The sequence below is a fragment of the Alcanivorax hongdengensis A-11-3 genome (assembly GCF_000300995.1).
GTDB classification, from domain to species: domain Bacteria; phylum Pseudomonadota; class Gammaproteobacteria; order Pseudomonadales; family Alcanivoracaceae; genus Alcanivorax; species Alcanivorax hongdengensis.
Map to the genome: position 1 here is coordinate 301,611 of NZ_AMRJ01000001.1, position 15,509 is coordinate 317,119.

General features: G+C 59.4%; 11 protein-coding genes. All 11 read right to left on the reverse strand.

The features are described from left to right. Positions 1-10 precede the first annotated feature (10 nt). A complete protein-coding gene (hemE, locus tag A11A3_RS01375; protein WP_008927466.1) occupies positions 11-1,072 on the reverse strand; it encodes a uroporphyrinogen decarboxylase in 1,062 nt (353 codons plus the stop codon). Positions 1,073-1,234: 162 nt separating this feature from the next. Continuing rightward, on the reverse strand, positions 1,235-2,656 hold the full coding sequence (locus A11A3_RS01380; protein WP_008927467.1) for a glutamate synthase small subunit GltD family protein: 1,422 nt from the start codon (positions 2,654-2,656) through the stop codon (positions 1,235-1,237). Positions 2,657-2,667: 11 nt separating this feature from the next. Beyond that, the gene (gltB, locus tag A11A3_RS01385) at positions 2,668-7,131 is read right to left on the reverse strand and encodes a glutamate synthase large subunit (protein WP_008927468.1); all 4,464 of its coding nucleotides are present in this window, start codon (positions 7,129-7,131) and stop codon (positions 2,668-2,670) included. A 240-nt stretch (positions 7,132-7,371) separates the two neighbouring features. Continuing rightward, the gene (locus A11A3_RS01390; protein WP_008927469.1) at positions 7,372-8,835 is read right to left on the reverse strand and encodes an SPOR domain-containing protein; all 1,464 of its coding nucleotides are present in this window, start codon (positions 8,833-8,835) and stop codon (positions 7,372-7,374) included. After that, positions 8,825-9,904, reverse strand: coding sequence for a 3-dehydroquinate synthase (aroB, locus tag A11A3_RS01395; RefSeq protein WP_008927470.1), 1,080 nt, complete (start codon positions 9,902-9,904; stop codon positions 8,825-8,827). The genes A11A3_RS01390 and aroB overlap by 11 nt, the downstream gene beginning before the upstream one ends. A gap of 57 nt (positions 9,905-9,961) precedes the next feature. Beyond that, positions 9,962-10,498 (reverse strand): shikimate kinase AroK, encoded by a 537-nt coding sequence (gene aroK, locus A11A3_RS01400; protein ID WP_040296556.1) that lies wholly within the window; start codon positions 10,496-10,498, stop codon positions 9,962-9,964. Beyond that, positions 10,495-12,627 (reverse strand): type IV pilus secretin PilQ, encoded by a 2,133-nt coding sequence (locus A11A3_RS01405; RefSeq protein ID WP_040296557.1) that lies wholly within the window; start codon positions 12,625-12,627, stop codon positions 10,495-10,497. The genes aroK and A11A3_RS01405 overlap by 4 nt, the downstream gene beginning before the upstream one ends. A gap of 20 nt (positions 12,628-12,647) precedes the next feature. Continuing rightward, entirely contained in the window at positions 12,648-13,184 is a 537-nt protein-coding gene (locus A11A3_RS01410) for a pilus assembly protein PilP (RefSeq protein WP_237738802.1), read from the reverse strand. Next, the gene (locus tag A11A3_RS01415) at positions 13,181-13,861 is read right to left on the reverse strand and encodes a type IV pilus inner membrane component PilO (RefSeq protein WP_008927474.1); all 681 of its coding nucleotides are present in this window, start codon (positions 13,859-13,861) and stop codon (positions 13,181-13,183) included. Before A11A3_RS01415 ends, A11A3_RS01410 begins: the two co-directional genes overlap by 4 nt. Further along, on the reverse strand, positions 13,858-14,427 hold the full coding sequence (locus A11A3_RS01420; protein ID WP_008927475.1) for a PilN domain-containing protein: 570 nt from the start codon (positions 14,425-14,427) through the stop codon (positions 13,858-13,860). Before A11A3_RS01420 ends, A11A3_RS01415 begins: the two co-directional genes overlap by 4 nt. Further along, complete coding sequence (locus A11A3_RS01425) at positions 14,424-15,491, reverse strand: pilus assembly protein PilM (RefSeq protein WP_008927476.1); 1,068 nt, start codon at positions 15,489-15,491, stop codon at positions 14,424-14,426. Before A11A3_RS01425 ends, A11A3_RS01420 begins: the two co-directional genes overlap by 4 nt. Between the last annotated feature and the right edge of the window lie 18 nt (positions 15,492-15,509).

Sequence of the window (15,509 nt, forward strand, 5' to 3'; positions counted from 1 at the left end):
TGCTGACGACCTAGCGCTGACTGAACTCCTGCACCGCGTCGATAAACACACCGGCATGGGCCGGGTCCACCTGGGGCGTAATGCCGTGCCCCAGATTGAAGACGTGCCCCGGGTGATCACCGAAGTCATCCAGTATCCGCTTGACCTCGGCCCGAATCGCCCGGGGCGAGGCATACAGGACCGCCGGATCCATGTTGCCCTGCAGGGCGACCCGGTCCCCTACCCGGCGACGGGCTTCACCGATGTTGATGGTCCAGTCCAGCCCCAGGGCATCGCAGCCGCTGTCAGCCATGGTTTCCAGCCACAGACCGCCGTTCTTGGTGAACAGGATCACCGGCACCTTGCGCCCCTCGTGATCACGGATCAGACCATCGACGATCTGCTGCATGTATTTCAGCGAAAATTCCCGATACGCCTCGGCGGACAGGGCGCCACCCCAGGTATCGAAGATCTGTACTGCCTGGGCGCCGTGGCGAATCTGGGCATTGAGATAGGCCGTGACCGACTGCGCCAGCTTGTCGAGCAGCGCATGGGCCAGCTCCGGCTGGCTGTAGACCATCGCCTTGAGGTGGCGGAAATCCTTGCTCGAGCCGCCTTCCACCATGTAGGTCGCCAGGGTCCAGGGGCTGCCGGAAAAGCCGATCAGCGGCACCCGGCCATTGAGGGCGCCGCGAATGGTACTCACCGCCTTCATCACATAGCCCAGGTCGGTTTCCGCATCCGGAATCGGCAGGGCAGCCACGTCCGCCTCGGTGCGCACCACCTTGCGGAATTTCGGCCCTTCACCGGTTTCAAAATACAGCCCCAGGCCCATGGCATCGGGAATGGTGAGAATGTCGGAAAACAGGATGGCGGCATCCATCGGATAACGCTCCAGCGGCTGCAGAGTCACCTCGCAGGCCAGCTCCGCGTTCTGACACAGGTCCATGAAGGAGCCGGCCTTCTCCCGGCTGGCACGGTACTCGGGCAGGTAACGCCCGGCCTGGCGCATCATCCATACCGGGGTGCGGTCGACGGCCTCGCGATTGAGGGCCTTGAGGAAACGGTCGTTCTGCAGGGGCGCGAAAGTCATGCTGATCCTTGAGGTCTGACGCCGGGCGCCCAACGTCTGGCGCCCTGAAAAATAACACAGTCCTGAACTTTACCTTATTCGTACCGAGGAGCGCATAACAAAAAGGCCCGCAGCTGCGGGCCTTTTTGCATGCGACGTCAGACGTTGGGCGTCCGACCGGGTTTATACATCCAGATAATCGAGGATGCCCTTGGCCGCTTCCCGCCCTTCCCAGATGGCGGTTACCACCAGGTCGGAGCCGCGTACCATGTCGCCACCGGCAAAGATCTTCTCGTTGCTGGTCTGGAACGGGAAGTCCTGCTCTTCCAGCGCCTGTACACGGCCGGCTTCGTCGGTGCCGATGTTCTGCGCACCGAACCAGTCCGCCGGGCTGGGACGGAACCCGAAGGCGATGATCACCGCGTCCGCCGGCAGGATTTCCTCGCTGCCCGGAATCGGCTCGGGACGACGACGGCCATTGTTGTCCGGCTCGCCCAGTTTGGTTTCCACCACCTTGACGCCGACCACCTTGCCGTCTTCGCCGACCACTTCGATGGGCTGACGGTTGAACAGGAACTGCACGCCCTCTTCCTTGGCGTTGGCCACTTCCTTGCGCGAACCCGGCATGTTCTCTTCGTCACGGCGGTAGGCACAGATCACGGTGTCGGCGCCCTGACGAATGGAGGTGCGGTTACAGTCCATGGCGGTATCACCACCACCGAGCACCACCACACGCTTGCCTTTCATGTCGATGAAGTCAGCGGCGTCCTTCTCGAAGCCCAGGTTACGGTTGGCGTTGGCCACCAGGAACGGCAGCGCTTCGTGCACGCCGTCCAGATCTTCACCGGGGAAGCCGCCCTTCATGTAGGTGTAGGTACCCATGCCCATGAAGACCGCGTCGAACTCGCTGAGCAGTTCATCAATGGTGATGTCCTTGCCCACCTCGGTGTTGAGGCGGAATTCGATGCCCATGCCTTCGAACACTTCACGGCGCTTGGCCATGACCGGCTTTTCCAGCTTGAACTCGGGGATACCGAAGGTCAGCAGGCCACCGATTTCCGGGTAACGATCGAACACCACCGGCTTGACGCCGTTGCGCACCAGCACGTCGGCACAGCCGATACCCGCCGGGCCGGCCCCGATCACGGCGACCTTCTTGTCGGTCCATACCACCTTGGACATGTCCGGACGCCAGCCCATGGCCAGGGCCGTGTCGGTGATGTACTTCTCGGTGGCCCCGATGGTGACCGCGCCGAAGCCGTCATTCAGGGTACAGGCGCCTTCACAAAGACGGTCCTGCGGACAGACACGGCCACAGACTTCCGGCAGGGAGTTGGTCTGGTGAGACAGCTCCACCGCTTCCATCAGATTCCCTTCGCTGATCAGTTTCAGCCAGTTGGGAATGTAGTTGTGGACCGGGCACTTCCATTCACAGTACGGGTTGCCGCAGTGCAGGCAGCGGTGCGCCTGGTGCTCTACTTCCCGGGTTTCAAACGGGTGGTAGATTTCCTCGTACTTGTGCTTGCGGTCTTCGATGTCCTTTTTCTTCGGATCGTGCCGGGGCACATCCAGGAACTGGAAGTTGTTACTCAAACGTTCAGCCATGGTCTCCCCCGTTATGCCGGATTGGCACGCGTGCTCTTGAGCAGGTTTTCCAGGCTTGCGGCCTTGGGTTTCACCAGCCAGAACTTGCGGCTCATGGCATCAAAGTTATCCAGAATGTACTGGCCCCACTCGCTGCCGGTCTCGTTGACGTAATCGCTGATCACACCACGCAGGTGGCTGCGGTGAGACTCGGTGGCTTCGGAACTGATGCGATGCAGTTCGATCAGCTCCGGATTGATGCGGTCGAAGAAGTCGTTGTCTTCGTCCAGTACAAAGGCAAAGCCCCCGGTCATGCCGGCACCGAAGTTGTGGCCGGTGCGGCCCAGCACGGTGACGCTGCCGCCGGTCATGTACTCACAGCAGTGATCGCCGGCGCCTTCCACCACGGCATGACAGCCGGAGTTACGCACGCCAAAACGCTCGCCGGCGGTGCCGGCCGCATACAGCTTGCCGCCGGTGGCACCGTACAGACAGGTGTTACCGATAATGGCGGTTTCCTGGCTCTTGAACGGGCTGCCCTGGGGCGGACGAATCACCAGCTTGCCGCCGGCCATGCCCTTGCCCACGTAATCGTTGGCATCGCCTTCGATGTACATGTGCAGGCCGCCGGCGTTGAACACACCGAAGCTCTGGCCCGCGGTACCGGTAAAGCGGACCTTGATGGGCGCGCTTTCCATGTCCAGGTTGCCGTGGCGCTTGGCAATCTCGCCGGACACGCGGGCCCCCACGGAGCGATCACAGTTGGTGATCTCGTAGTGGAAGGAACCACCGGACTTGCTGTCGATGGCAGTGAGCATGTCGTCCACCATCTTCTGGCTCAGCACCGCCTTGTCGAACGGTTCGTTGCGGCTCACCTGGCAGTGGGTGGGCTTGTCCGCCGGCACCAGGTCGTTGCGCAGGATCGGAGTGAGATCCAGCTTGCCCTGGCGCGCGGTTTCGCCTTCCAGCACCTTGAGCAGATCGGTACGGCCGATCAGCTCGGGGATGCTCTTCACGCCGAGCATGGCCAGCAGCTCACGGACTTCCTGGGCCACGAAGGTGAAGTAGTTGATCAGCAGATCCGGGGCACCAATGAAGTGCTCCTTGCGCAGATCCTCACGCTGGGTGGCAACGCCGGTGGCGCAGTTGTTCAGGTGACAGATACGCAGGTATTTACAGCCCAGCACCACCATGGGCACGGTACCGAAGCCGAAGGATTCGGCGCCCAGGATGGCGGCCTTGATCACGTCCAGGCCGGTCTTCAGGCCACCGTCGGTCTGCAGACGGATCTTGTCACGCAGGTCGTTGCCACGCAGCGCCTGGTGCGCTTCCGCCAGGCCCAGCTCCCAGGGGGAGCCGGCGTAGCGGATGGAGGTCAGCGGGCTGGCCGCGGTACCGCCGTCGTAGCCGGAAATGGTGATCAGGTCCGCGTAGGCTTTGGCCACACCGGAGGCCACGGTGCCGACGCCGGGCTCGGAGACCAGTTTCACGGACACCTGGGCCGCCGGGTTGACCTGCTTGAGGTCAAAGATCAGCTGGGCCAGATCCTCAATGGAATAGATGTCGTGGTGCGGCGGCGGAGAAATCAGGGTCACGCCGGGCACCGAGTGACGCAGGCGCGCGATCAGCGCGTTGACCTTGCCACCGGGCAGCTGGCCACCCTCGCCGGGCTTGGCGCCCTGGGCCACCTTGATCTGCAGCACTTCGGCGTTGACCAGGTAATGCGGGGTCACGCCGAAACGCCCGGAGGCGATCTGCTTGATCTTGGAGACACGCTCGGTGCCGTAACGGGCCGGGTCTTCACCGCCCTCACCGGAGTTGGAGCGACCGCCCAGACGGTTCATGGCGGTGGCGATGGCCTCGTGGGCTTCCGGGCTCAGGGCCCCCAGGGACATGCCAGCGGAGTCGAAACGCGGCAGGATCGCCTCGATGGGTTCCACCTCGTCCACGCTGATGCCCTGCACGTCATCGCGCAGCGCAAACAGGTCACGCAGGGTGGCCACCGGACGCTTGTTGACCAGCTCCGCGTACTCCTTGTACGCGGTGTAGTCGTTGTCTTGGGTGGCGCAATGCAGGGCATGAATCACGTCCGGGTTGAAGGCGTGATATTCCTTGCCATGGATGTACTTGAGAATGCCGCCGGCATCGATGGGCTTGCGCTGTTTCCAGGCATCCTTGGCCAGGCTCTGCTGGTCGGCTTCGAAATCGACGAAGCCGGCGCCCTGGATACGGCTCTGCACGCCACGGAAGCACAGGTCCACCACCTCGCGGTCGATACCCACTGCTTCGAACAGCTGGGCACCGCGGTAGGAGGTAATGGTGGAAATCCCCATCTTGGAGAGGATCTTCATCAGGCCCTTGTTGATGCCCTTGCGGAAGTTCTTCTGCAGCTCCACCGCGTCGCCCAGCAGCTCGCCGGAGCGCACCATATCGGCGATCACGTCGTAGGCCAGGTACGGGTAGACCGCGGTGGCACCAAAGCCGAACAGCACGGCAAAGTGGTGGGAATCGCGCGCGGTGGCGGTTTCCACGATGATGTTGGCGTCCGAGCGCAGGCCTTTCTCGGTGAGGTAATGGTGCACCGCACCGGTGGCCATCAGCGCATGGATGGTCAGCTGGTTCTGGGCAATGCCGTGGTCGGACAGCACCAGCACCACCTTGCCGTCACGAACCGCCGTCTCGGCCTGCTGGCACAGGTCCAGCACCGCCTGCTTGAGGCCTTTTTCCGGCGCATAGTGCAGGCTCAGCTTGGCCACATCGTAGCCCGGCCGGTCAATGTTCAGCAGGTTGGTGAACTTGGAGTGGGACAGCACCGGGGTGGACAGAATCGCCCGGTCGGCGTGGTCCGCGGTTTCCTCGAACACATTGCGCTCGGCGCCCACGCAGGTTTCCAGGCTCATGACGATCGCTTCACGCAGCGGGTCGATGGGCGGGTTGGTCACCTGGGCAAATTGCTGGCGGAAGTAGTCGTACAGCGGGCGCTCACGCTTGGACAGCACCGCCATGGGCGTATCGTCCCCCATGGAGCCGGTGGCTTCCTGGCCGGATTCGGCCAGCGGGCGCAGCACCTGATCGCGCTCTTCAAAGCTGATCTGGAAGAATTTCTGGTAGCTGAGCAGATCCTGCGGGTCCACCTCGTCGGTACGCTCCACTTCGTGGTCGTAATCCGCTTCGATGCGCAGGGCATTGCGCTTCAGCCAGTCGCGGTAGGGGTGGCGCACTTTCAGACGGTTATCGATGTCCTTGGTGTGCAGTACCTCACCGGTTTCGGTATCCACGGCCAGAATCTGGCCCGGTCCGACACGGCCCTTGGCCACCACGTCTTCCGGCTTGTAGCCGTAGACGCCGATTTCGGAGGCCAGGGTAATAAAGCCGTTCTTGGTCACCACCCAGCGAGCCGGGCGCAGACCGTTACGGTCGAGCATACACACGGCGTAGCGGCCATCGGTCATTACCAGGCCGGCGGGACCATCCCACGGCTCCATGTGCATGGAGTTGTATTCGTAGAAGGCGCGCAGGTCCGCGTCCATGGTTTCCACGTTCTGCCAGGCCGGCGGAATCATCATGCGCACGGCGCGGAACAGGTCCATGCCACCGGCGAGCAGCACCTCCAGCATGTTATCCATGCTGGAGGAGTCGGAACCGGTGCGGTTGACCAGCGGGCTGAGCTCTTCAAGCCCCGGCAGCAGATCGTTCTGGAACTTGTTTTCCCGGGCCAGCGCCCAGTTACGGTTGCCCTGAACGGTATTGATTTCACCGTTGTGGGCCAGGTAACGGAACGGCTGGGCCAGCGGCCACTGCGGCAGGGTGTTGGTGGAGAAGCGCTGATGGAAGACCACGATGGCGGTTTCCATGGCCTCATCACCCAGATCCGGGAAGAAGGCCGGCAGATCCACCGGCATCATCAGCCCTTTATAGGAGATCACCGAGGCGGACAGGGAACACACATAGAAGTAGCCATCGCTGTCGATGGCCTTTTCCGCGTGGCGGCGGGCAAAGAACAGGCGACGGTTCAATTCCTGCTCGGAGTTGCCCTCCGCAGCCACCAGCACCTGCCAGAAGCCCGGCAGGGAGGCGCGGGCCAGATCACCGAGACAGGCATCATCGGTGGGCACTTCGCGCCAGCCCAGCACCTGCACGCCCTGGGCGTCCAGGGCCGCATCAATGGCGGCTTTCTGCTGCGCGGCCTGGTCCGCGTCCGGGTGGGTGAAGATCATCCCCACGCCGTAGTTGTCCGGCAGCGTAATGGATTGCGCTTCCGCGACCTTGCGGAAGAAAGAATCGGGTTTCTTGAGCAACAGACCGCAGCCATCACCGGTTTTTCCGTCGGCATTAATGCCGCCCCGGTGAGTCATACATGTCAGTGCTTCGATGGCGGTTTGCAAAAGCTCGTGGCTGGCGTTGCCCTCCATATGGGCAATCAGACCAAAACCACAGTTGTCCCGGAATTCTCCGGGCTCAGTGAGCCCCCGCACCAGCGTTGAGTTCTGCTGCATCAAAACCTTTCCTCTTGAAATTCAGAGACTTACAGAAGGCTAATGGCGTCAGGAAAGCGGTGACGGCAAAAAAGGGATATGCATTCTACACATTGCGAGGTTAGGCGACAAATTGAACGCGAAAAAACACCGGCCCGAGGGCGGTTTTTATGCCGACTCAGCCTGAAAAAGCCACCCATTTTCGCCGAATTTCGCCAATCAACCGAGATTTAACGCGAAATTCGGCATTCCCGTCATAACCTAAAGTTCTTTGCGAATATCCGCCATCTTGCGGGGAAACGGCCCGGCCGCCCGCAGGTTTTCCGGCAACCCGGCCTTGGCATCCAGCGCCGCCTGACGGCTGGCATAGTCACCGGCCAGCACCAGGTAGACCGACTTGCCATTACGTTTAGCCCGGTAGTAGGCGCCTTTGCGATCCAGCCGATCAAGCACACCACGGGCATTGGCTTCCTTGCTGGTGACAGTGATCTGCAAGAACCAGCGACCGTCGTCCAGGGTTGCCAGCCAATCTTCCTGCCGGTAGCCCAGGTCCGCATCCAGCCCCTTCAGCTGCGGCTTGCTGGCCGCCACGGTATCCGCCGGCTTGTCGGCCGGTGCCGGCTTGCTCACCGCCGCCGGCGCCGACTCGGGCTCGGGCTCGGGCTTCACCTCGACGGGCCGCTGTTGCTGCGCCGGCGGACGCTGCATCACCGGGTCTTTCACCGCGGCCACGGTGACGCCGGTGTCCGTTTGCACCGGCTCCTGATCCGCCACCGCCGTCTGATCAGACTCGCGGGCCGACGCTGCCTCAGCAGCCTGCTCCTCGCGGGCCTCCAGGTCTTCCAGCCTGGCCACCGGCTTCATGCTCGGTTTCATCGGAGTAATGTCTTCCGGCGACGTTTCCGGTTCTTTGGGCACCGGCAGCGCCACGGCCTTGGTGGTGTTGGTGGCAACCGTGTCGCTATCGTTGTCGCTGAGCGCGCCCCAGATAATGATCACCAGTACCAGCAACCCGGCCACCGCCGCCATATGCCGCCAGGGCAGCGCCTTGTCTTCCTGTTTGCCCATGGGGGGCGGGCGCCGGTCTTCCGGGTCCACGGCGATGGCTTCCGCCACCGGCGCATGCTGGAGCTGCTCCAGTAACGGCCCGGGCAGGCCTGCGCTCGCCTCACGCAGGGCTTCGGCGCGCTCGTCATCCTGGGGACCAAAGCCCATTAGCGCGGCAAAGTCGCTGACCTGGGCGGCATTCAGTTCCGGCAGATCGAGGATGTCATCGACCAGCAGATCTGCCCCTTTGACCCGCTCGGCGGTGCCCGGCATGCCGCCAAACACATAGGCCAGGCGACCGGACAGCTTCTGCTTGAGCGAGCCCATGGTCATCAGGGCATCATCGGAAAGATCCTGGGCGTTGTCGGCAATCACCACCAGACGGCCATGGGCCAGGGCATTACGCAAGGTCTCGGCAAGCTGGTCACGCTCGATATCGAAATGCTGGAGCAATGCATTGACCACCAGGGAACCGTCATGGGGCTCACCGCCATCCACACGGACCACTTCCATGTCGTCGAGCAGGGCCATCACCGACTGCCCCAGCAAGGTGGACACGCCACTCCCCTCATCCCCTTCCAGCACCACGGTGGAGCCTTGCAGGGCATGGGCAGTCAGCGCCTCGAGGAAATCTCCCCGGGAGGCACCACTGTAGAAAATCTCCGTATCATCGCTCACAAAAAGCCTCCAGCGTTCGCTGCAATGCCTGCGGGTCATAGTCGGCGGTGACCACCGCCTCACCCAGCGCCCGCAGCAACACCAGGCGCAGGCGCCCGTTCTGTACTTTCTTGTCCAGCGCCATCAACTCCATGAAGCGGGCCGGCGTCATGGACGAAGGCACCGCCGTTGGCAGCTTCCAGGCGTGCAGCTGATCGCGCAATCGGCCGATCAGGTCACTCTCGACCCAACCCAGCTCAGCGGAAAGATGCACAGCCATCAACATGCCGGTGGCTACGGCCTCACCATGGAGCCACTCACTGTAACCGGTGGCCGTTTCAATGGCATGGCCAAAGGTGTGGCCCAGATTCAGCAGTGCGCGATTACCCTGTTCGGTCTCATCATCGGCAACCACCTCGGCCTTGTTGAGGCAGCTGCGGTAGATGGCTTCGGACAGGGCCTCCCTGTCTCTGGACAACAGTTTTGCGCTGCGGGTTTCCAGCCAGGCATAAAATGCCGGGTCGCGAATCAGACCATACTTGACCACCTCCGCCAGGCCCGCCGCCAACTCCCGCTCTGGCAGGGTATCCAGCACGTCGGTATCAATCAGCACCAGACTGGGCTGATGGAAGGCACCAATCATGTTCTTGCCACGGGGGTGATTGACCGCCGTTTTACCCCCCACCGAGGAGTCCACCTGGGCCAGCAACGTTGTCGGCACCTGAATGAAATCCACCCCTCTCTGATAGCAGGCCGCCGCGAAGCCGACCATATCACCCACCACCCCGCCGCCCAGGGCAATCAGGGTCGTGGTTCGCGAATGCCCCCGGGCCATCAGGGCATCAAAAATGCGCTCCAGGGTTTCCAACGTCTTGAATTTCTCGCCGTCGGGCAATACCAGGGTATCGCACTGCAGATGGGAGAGGCGCGAGGTCACCGCCTCAAGATACAGGGGGGCAATGGTTTCATTGGTCACCACCATGACCTGGTTGCCACGCACCTTGTCCGCCAGCGGAAAGGTCGACAGCAGGCCGGCACCAATATGGATGTCATAACTGCGCTCGGCCAACGCCACCTGCAATGTTCGCATTACTACTCCTGAAAGCCCGGATTGCTGGCGCACGACCGCGCCCCTTGAGTAACGGTATTATCCGCGGGCCGGGTGAGAGGTCAAACAGGCAAGCACATCATCGCTGACTTTCTTGAGGTTGCCGGAGGCAGTGGACACCACATGGTGAGCCACCTTGCGGTAGAGCGGGTCCCGCTCGGCAAACAGGGCACGGAGGCGGGCCTCGGGATCCTCGGTTTGCAACAGGGGGCGGTTTTTGTCGTTACGGGTGCGGGCCAGCTGCACCTCCACCGGCGTCCACAGGTAGACCACGCAACCGCGCTGGTGCAGATAGCCGAGGTTCTCGGGTGTGGTTACCGCACCACCGCCGGTGGCCAGCACGATACCGGGCAGCCGGGTCAGCTCGTCAATCACCTCCGCCTCGCGGCGGCGAAAGCCGGCCTCACCTTCCATGTCGAAAATCCACGGGATGTCCGCGCCGGTCTTTTCTTCAATCACCCGGTCGGAGTCGTAGAAAGGGAAATCCAGTTGTTGAGCCAGGTGCCGGCCCAGGGTGCTTTTGCCAGCACCCATGGGCCCCACCAGGAAAAGGGAGGGTAAGTCTTTCTGATTCACCGATTTGCCACAGCGTCCTTCATTACCCGCGGCGTGATAAAGATCAGCAGTTCCTGCTTATTATCGCGCTTGACGGTCTTGCGGAAAAGAGTACCAATCCAGGGCAAATCCCCGAGGAACGGGGTTTTCGTCACCGCATTGGTCTTTTGCTGTTGGAAGATACCACCAAGCACCACCGTTTCGCCATCATTAACAAGCACGGAGGTTTCGACACGGTTGGTATTAATCGCCTGGGAACCATCCGCAGCAAAAGAGTCATTATTAACCTTCAGCGTCATAACGATATTACCATCAGGGGTGATATGAGGCGTCACCTCCAGCCGCAATTCTGCATTAACAAAGTCGATAGACGTTGCACCTGATGACGTTGCAACCTCAAAAGGCACCTGCTGACCGGAAGCAATAACCGCCGGCTGCTGGTCAGCAGTGAGCACTTTAGGTGTGGCAACCAATTCGCCATGCCCCTCAGCTTCGAGGGCGGAGAGTTCGAGCTCAATCAGACCGGAAGACAATGACGTGAAGCCCACCGCAAAGCGGGATGCGTTTGAAGAATCCACACCCAGGTCGACAACCAAATCATTATTGGTGTTCTTATCAAACTTTTTCATCGTACCCAAAGAGCCATCATTCTGTCGGTCTACATTGGCATAATGCAGCTCACGCAATGATGTGAGTCGGCCAGAAAAAGCCGCCGTCTCCCCTTTGTTAGCAAGACTGTTGCCATCATAACCGAGCCCACCCCAACGCACACCGAACTCATTGGAAAGGTCATTACTGGCCACAACTACACGCGCCTCGATCAACACCTGCTTGACAGGCACATCCAGCTGTTTAATCAGGCCCTGAATTTCCGCAAGCTTGGCTTGGGTATCCTGAACAATCAGCGTGTTAGTTCGCTTATCGACCACCACAGAACCGCGCTCGGTGGTCAGTGACGCCGCCTTGCCACCTGCACTGGCAAGAAGGTTTTTCAAATCCTCTGCATTGGCGTAGTTGATCTTGAAATACTGGGTACGCAAGGGCGCAAGAGCTTCAATTTTCTTTTGGCTTTCCAGTTCCAGCTGTTCACGGGCCGCGATTTCATCCGCCGGACCGACCATTAACACATTACCCACCTTGCGCTTGTCCAGCCCCTTGGTTTTAAGAATCAGGTCAAGCGCCTGATCCCAGGGCACATTTTGCAGACGCAAAGTGATACGCCCCTGCACGGCGTCGGAAGCCACCAGGTTCAGTCCGGTAAAATCAGCGATCAACTGCAATACGGAACGCACTTCGATGTCCTGGAAATTCAGGGACAGCTTTTCACCGGTATATTCGAAATTATCTTTTTTCTTTTGTGCTGCCTCGGACTTGCTAATTGGCTTCACATTGATGCTGAACTCGTTGTCGGCCTGGTATGCCAGATACTCCCAGGTACCCGTCGGCTCGATCGTAATGATAGTGCTTCCATCGCTGACCTTGGTATCGACCATCTTCACCGGCGTGGCAAAGTCGGTAACATCAAGCTTCCGCAGCAACTTATTAGGAACACCTGCACCAACAAACCTGGCAACAATACGACCACCCTCTTCCTGTACGTCAACAGGAATAGAAGGGCTGGACAAGCTCACAACCACTCGCCCCTCACCATTATCGCCGCGGCGAAAGTCCACGTTATTGATCGCTGCCTGGGCAGGAGCAGCGGCTTTCTGCTGTGACGCATCTTCACTGGCCACCTGGTCATGCCCCAGACGAATCACCAGATCATTACCATCCTCAGACGTTGAATAACCGGTAAGATCATCAAGATTGAAAATCAGGCGAGTGCGATCCTTGGCTTCCACAACAGTGACGCTTCGAACATTACCGGAGCCAAGGTTCTGACGCTTTTCCTTTACAGCACTGTCCGCCCCCAGCAAGTCCAGTGCAATACGCGCGGGCTTCTCAATGCTATAGCCTTTTACCTTGGGCACTTCGCCATCGAAGGATAGGCGGACCTCCATACCGTCCCCTGAAAGAGCATTTGCCTCAATAGATTTCAGGGTGCCGGCCTGAACGGCCAACGACAAACAGGCAAGGAAGCTTCCCAGCAGAAGACCTGCCAGACGCCGGGAAGCGGTCTTTTTTATTGTCAATGTTGCTTGTTTCATAACTGGATCCCCAGCGGCTGTTATTCGGAAATGGAGAGACTACTGGTGCGTTCCACCCAGCCATCCCGTCCATCCGGTACAATTTCAGTCAAACCGATCTTCACATCAGAGACACTGGTCACCTTGCCAAAATTCTTGCCAAGATAACTGCCCGGCTTAACGCGTGTTACCGCCCCGGACGGGTCCTCAATCAGTGCCTGCAAGGGCTGATTCGGCTTGGTAATGGTGCCCACCATTTTCAGTGTATCCAGAGAAAAGCGCTCAAGATATTCCTTTGGCCGATCCAGATCGGGCTCGACCTTGCGTCCTTCCGGCGCGGCAAGAACCTTCTGATCCTTGGGGGGGCTAAAGGGTGAGCGCAACTGATGCGCTGAATAGGCAAAGGTCGCGATCGGCTTGAACTCCGGCGGCGGCTCAATACGACCGCGCGGCCTGACCTCGATCTCCTTCAACCTAGCGTCAAGCTCGTTAAGGTTGGCACCGGAACTACACCCGGTCATCATCAATGACGATAGAGCCAGGAAGGCGCACAAAAAAGCTTTGCACATCATGTTCATTTGCGCCCCCCGGATTTTTTGTTGTCTTTCTTGTCATCATTGCCAGAGGCATAGCGATAAGTCTTGGCAGTAATTTCCATTTCCAGGTTACTGGGGTCTCTGATCAGCCCTTTTTTCTGCCTTTCCTTGTAACCGATATGGAAATCGTGGAGCGTCACGATCCTCGGCAACGCAGCCACTCCGGACACAAAGGAACCGAAACCGTGATAGTCCCCAACTACCTTGATATCGATGGGAAGCTCGGTGTAGAACTCCTTTTTCGCTTCGTTTTTCAGTTCAATTGTTTCGAACTCAAGGCCACTACCCAGACCGGTATGAGTAATATCCTCCAGCAAGCCAGGCACCTCGGTATCTTTCGGAAGCTGCTGCAGGAGTGTTCCGAAGGTTTGCTCCATTTCTGCCAACTGTGCGCGATATTGATCCAGGTTATGAGCTTCAAAAGCCTTTGATTCAAAACTCTTGAGAAGACTCTGCTCTTCGCGCTGCTCGGAAGCCAGACGATCCTTGGCATCACTGATAGACAAGAAATAGCCCAGCACGACCACTAGCACCAGCACCAGAACAGCAGCACCGATTTTTACTGGAGTCGGCCAACCGCCCACATTCTCGAAATCGAGACTGTTGAGCTCATCCATCAACTCCCGCAGGTCCAGATTTTTCAGCTCAGAGGCTTTCATTGTTCTTTTTCCTCTTTTTTGCTGTTAGGAGATGATTGCTTGACGGTCAGACTAAAGGTATTGGCCTGACTGCCTTCATCCTGGGCTTCCACCTTCTGCAGTGCAGGATCTTCAAACCAGGCAGAATTGCTCAGATTCCGCATCAGACGAGAAATTCGATTATTGGACTCGGCAACCCCTTGAATAGTGTAAAGGTCGCCCTTTCGCTCAACCGAGGTGTAATAAACCCCATCAGGTAGCGTGCGAGCCAACTGGTCAAACACATAGACGATAGTGGGGCGATTACCCTGCAGATCCTGGATTACCTTCATTCGAGCCACCAGCTCATCGCGGCGCGCCTTGAGGTCCTTGATCTCGGAGATTTTCTTATCAAGCTCCGATGTCTTTTGTTCAATAAAATTGTTGCGCGCACGCTGGTCAGCCACCTGCTGCTCTACATGCCCCTTCCACAACCAGAAAATCAGCCCCCCGACAATAACCGCCAGTACCAGCAACGCAATAAATTCCTGCTGCTGTTGTTGACGCCGCTCTTCCCGCCAGGGCAGCAGGTTAATTGTTGTTGTCATTGCTCAAAGCTCCTCAACGCCAGGCCGCAGGCGATCATCAGCGCCGGCGCGTCATTGGCAATGGCCGAAGCGCTTACCTTGCTCCCCAGCGCCATATCGGTGAACGGATTGGCCACCGAACAGCCGGCCCCCACTTTCTCCTGAATCAGGTCCGCCAGGTCGGCAATGGACGCCGAACCACCGGCCAGGAGGATATAGTCGACTTCATTGAACTGGGTGGAGCCATAGAAAAACTGCAGGGAACGATTCACCTGCTGAACAATGGCATCCTTGAAAGGCCCAAGCACTTCGCTCTGGTAATCATCGGGCAATTCGCCGGTTTTCTTGGCAAGCCCTGCCTCTTCCATGGAAATCCCGTAACGACGCTGGATTTCCTCGGTGAGCTGCTTGCCGCCGAACAGCTGCTCTCGGGTATAAACACTGCGGCCCTGATGAAACACGTTGAGGGTAGTCATAGTGGCACCGATATCGAATACCGCCACGGTCTCCAGCTCTTCGGCATTGGGCAGGGTCGGTAGCACCAGCTGGTAGGCCCGCTCCATCGCATAGGCCTCCACATCCACCACCTTGGTTTGCAGACCACCGATTTCCAGGGCATCGGTGCGCATTTCCACATTCTCGGTACGCGAAGCCGCCACCAGCACTTCCACGCGCTCGTCGTTACCCTCCACCGGGCCGACCACCTGGAAGTCCATGCGCACTTCATCCATGGGATAGGGAATGTACTGATCGGCTTCGTTCTTGAGCTGGGCCTCCATCTCGTCTTCGGTGAGTGAGGCTTCCATTTCGATCAGCTTGGTGATGACGGCGGACCCGGATACGGCCACCGCCGCGGTTTTGACTCCGGGACGGGCACGGCTCACAAGGCGGGCAATCGCATCTCCCACCCCTTCCACATCACTGATATTCTTCTCGACAACCGCATTGGCAGGCAGGGGCTCAACACCGTAGCTCTCCACCTTGTAGCGGTTCCCTGATTTGGACAGTTCCAGCAGCTTGACGGCCGTGGAGCTGATGTCGATCCCCAGTAGTGTCTGGGCCTTTTTTCTGAGGAAAGGCAGCACTGTCGTCGTCCCGTTTGG